Raw genomic sequence first — 3,664 nt, forward strand, 5'->3', positions numbered from 1 at the left:
TGCTTGACGAAAGCGGCGGCAATGTCATCCAGATCGATCTGTCGGCGAGCAAAATCCGCTTCACCTTTGACAGCGTCATCCTGACATCAAAGCTGATCGACGGCACATTCCCCGATTACAGCCGCGTTATTCCCACCGCGAATGACAAGCTGCTGCGCATCGACCCCAAGGCATTCAGCCAAGGCGTTGACCGCGTGGCGACCATCGCCACCGAAAAAACCCGCGCGGTCAAAATGGCGCTCGATAAAGACAAGATCACTTTGTCGGTCACCAGCCCTGAAAACGGCACAGCCGCCGAAGAAGTGTCCGGCCAATATAGCAGCGACGGCTTCGAAATCGGCTTCAACGCGCGTTATTTGATGGACATCTTGGGCGAGATTGAAGGCGACATCGTCGAGCTTCACTTGGCCGACGCCAGCGCCCCAACACTCATTCGCGAGAATGACAAGTCAGCGGCGCTGTATGTTCTGATGCCAATGCGGGTGTAATCGGACGGACCGTTAAAAATTAAGATGCTGGAGCCGAAGGCGTGCATCGCACAAACAAGTTCAGCATGACGGAGTGGCAAACAGCGGTTTCCTTTCACCGTCACCCTGAACTTGTTTCAGGGTCTTAATATTTGCAGCGTCACAATCCCCTCAAGGGGTCACTCCGCCGCCTCCGCCATTTCGATGCTCTGCGGACCGCGCACCACGATACCGGGCAAAGCGCCGGTCATCGCGCCATCACGGAACGTGACCACGCCCGACTTAATCGTCGCGGCATAGCCGTCCGCCTTTTGCAACAAGCGCTTGCCACCGGCGGGCAGGTCGAACGCCAACCATGGCTTCAACAATTTCAACGCGTCAAAATCGATGACGTTGATATCCGCCAGATAGCCCGGCTTTAGCACACCGCGATCATTCAGCCCATAAAGCCGCGCCGTGTCGTGGCATTGCCGTTTTACGGCGAGTTCGAGCGGTATTGTCCCCGCCTTACGGTCGCGTGCCCAGTAACTGAGCAGAAATGTCGGTGACGCCGCGTCGCAAATCGTCCCGCAATGTGCGCCGCCGTCGGAGAGCGATGCGACGATATCGTCACGCTGGAGCAGCTCTTTGGTGAAGTCCAAATTGCCATCCATATAATTCAATATCGGCAGGTAAATCATGCCGTTGCCGTCGTCGGACATCAACTGGTCATAGGCATATTCAGCGCCTTCTTTGCCTGCGGCTTGCGCAAAGCCGAAGACGCTTTCTTCGCGAGTGGGCTCATAGCTAAAGCCATCGCCCAGCGGGAATTGCATGGCCCAAGCGGCCGTGACCAGCATGAAGAATGGGGCCATATCAGGCGATGGCGGCGGCAAGTTATCCTCCGCCAACATCGCCGCCTTAAACGCCGGGTCGGACAGTTTCGCCTTTTGCTCGTCCCACGACAGTCCGGCAATTTTCTGCCAGCTTGGCTTGCGCATGAAGGGGTGCACCGTGCCGCGCCAGTTCATTATGACGCCGATACCGCGCAGGCCAATCGCCGCGACGAGGTTCGCGCCATTGTCATTGGCGTTGCACATTGACGCCATTTGCTCGGTCCACGGCATTTGCTTGATGGGCGATTGCAACATGGTGAATGCGATGGGCAGCCCCGTTTCGCGGCTTAGCCGGCCCATCCAGCCGAACTCGTCCCATTCTTCCAAGAAATCGGTGGTCAATTCAAACACCCCATGCCCGACTTTGCCCATGGCGCGGCCAATACCCACCAGCTCGGGTTCGGTCGCGGTGGTCCCGGGGACAAGTTCGCCATCAATCGATTTATGCAACACCGTGCGGGATGTGGAAAAACCCAAAGCCCCTGCGCGCAAGCCTTCCTCCACCAGCCGCGCCATTTCGGCGATGTCGGCTTCGGTTGGCTCCTCATTATCCGCGCCGCGCTGTCCCATGACAAAGGCGCGCAACGCGCCGTGCGGAACTTGCGTGCCAATATCGATGGTGCGCGGCAGGCGTTCGAGCGCGTCGAGATAATCGGGAAAGCTCTCCCAATCCCATTTCATTCCCTCGGCCAACGCAGTGCCGGGAATATCCTCAACACCCTCCATCAGGCCGATCAACCAATCATGCTTGTCCTTTTTCGCGGGCGCAAAGCCAACGCCGCAATTGCCCATGACAACTGTGGTGACGCCATGCCAGCTCGACGGACCCATCTCACTGTCCCACGTTGCTTGGCCGTCATAATGGGTATGGATATCGACAAAACCAGGCGCGACGATTTTACCCGAAGCATCAATCTCTTCGCGGCCCGAAGCGCTGATTTGGCCGACTGCGGTAATGATGCCGCCATCCACCGCAACGTCGGCGACAAAGCGCGGCGCGCCCGTGCCATCCACCACGGTTCCACCACGAATGACCAAATCATGCATATCGACTCTCCTCTTCCTACAGGAGATCCTATCAGACTTAATCGGACGGTTAAAGTGGCGTCGCGTTGATCACGATTGCTCGGTGAAGTTACGCTTTGCGCTGTCCCAACAAACGCAGACGAAGTGCGTTCAGTTTGATGAAGCCCGCCGCATCCTTTTGGTCATAGGCGCCGGCGTCGTCTTCGAACGTCACAACCTTTTCGCTGTACAGGCTGTTGGGCGATTTGCGGCCAACCACACTGGCCAGACCCTTATACAGCTTCAGCCGGACGGTGCCGGACACCAAGGTCTGCGAATGGTCAATCGCGGCTTGCAGCATCTCGCGCTCGGGCGAGAACCAGAAGCCATTATAGATAAGCTCGGCATATTTCGGCATCAGCTCATCTTTAAGATGCGCTGCGCCGCGATCGAGCGTGATGCTTTCAATACCGCGGTGTGCGCGGGCATAAATCTCGCCACCGGGCGTTTCATACATGCCGCGTGATTTCATGCCGACAAAGCGGTTTTCGACCAGATCAAGGCGGCCAATGCCATGCTTGCGGCCAAGATCATTCAGCGCGGCAAGCAAGGTCGCAGGCGACATCGCTTCGCCGTTCAGCGCGACACCATCGCCCTGTTCAAAATCGATGGTGATATATTCGGGCGTGTCGGGCGCATCTTCCGGATTGACGGTACGCGAGTACACATAATCGGGCGTTTCATCCCACGGGTCCTCAAGCACTTTGCCTTCGGATGATGTGTGCAACAGGTTGGCGTCGGTCGAAAACGGGCTTTCGCCGCGCTTGTCCTTTGGCACAGGAATCTGGTGCTGTTCGGCCCATTCGATCAACCGTGTCCGGCTTGTCAGGTCCCACTCACGCCATGGCGCAATCACCTTGATGTCGGGGTTCAGCGCATAAGCCGAAAGTTCGAACCGCACCTGATCATTGCCTTTGCCCGTTGCGCCATGCGCAATCGCGTCTGCGCCGGTTTCGGCGGCAATTTCGATCAACCGCTTCGAAATGAGCGGACGGGCAATCGATGTGCCCAACAAATAGTCGCCTTCATACCGCGCATTGGCGCGCATCATCGGGAAAACGAAATCGCGCACAAATTCTTCGCGCAAATCATCGATGTAGATATGGTGATCGGGCACGCCCATCAGCACCGCCTTTTCGCGTGCTGGCCCAAGCTCTTCGCCCTGCCCCAAATCGGCGGTGAAGGTGACGACTTCGCAGCCATATTCCACCTGTAGCCATTTCAGGATGACGCTGGTGTCGAGCCCGCCCGAATATG

Annotated in this window: 3 protein-coding genes; 1 reads left to right on the forward strand and 2 read right to left on the reverse strand. The window is 57.4% G+C overall.

Annotated features, from left to right (window positions below; genetic code table 11):
* A partial coding sequence (locus ACIQ5B_RS10465) for a DNA polymerase III subunit beta (RefSeq protein ID WP_397598970.1) occupies positions 1-488 on the forward strand: 488 nt, incomplete at its 5' end.
* Positions 489-646: 158 nt separating this feature from the next.
* On the opposite strand, the gene ACIQ5B_RS10470 is transcribed toward ACIQ5B_RS10465, so the two are convergent.
* A complete protein-coding gene (locus ACIQ5B_RS10470) occupies positions 647-2,389 on the reverse strand; it encodes an amidohydrolase family protein (RefSeq protein ID WP_397598971.1) in 1,743 nt (580 codons plus the stop codon).
* 88 nt (positions 2,390-2,477) lie between these two features.
* On the reverse strand, positions 2,478-3,664 hold a 1,187-nt coding region (locus ACIQ5B_RS10475), incomplete at its 5' end, for an argininosuccinate synthase (RefSeq protein WP_397598972.1).

Origin of the sequence: Sphingorhabdus sp. (genome assembly GCF_044374345.1) — a bacterium.
Classification (GTDB): Bacteria; Pseudomonadota; Alphaproteobacteria; order Sphingomonadales; family Sphingomonadaceae; genus Sphingorhabdus_B.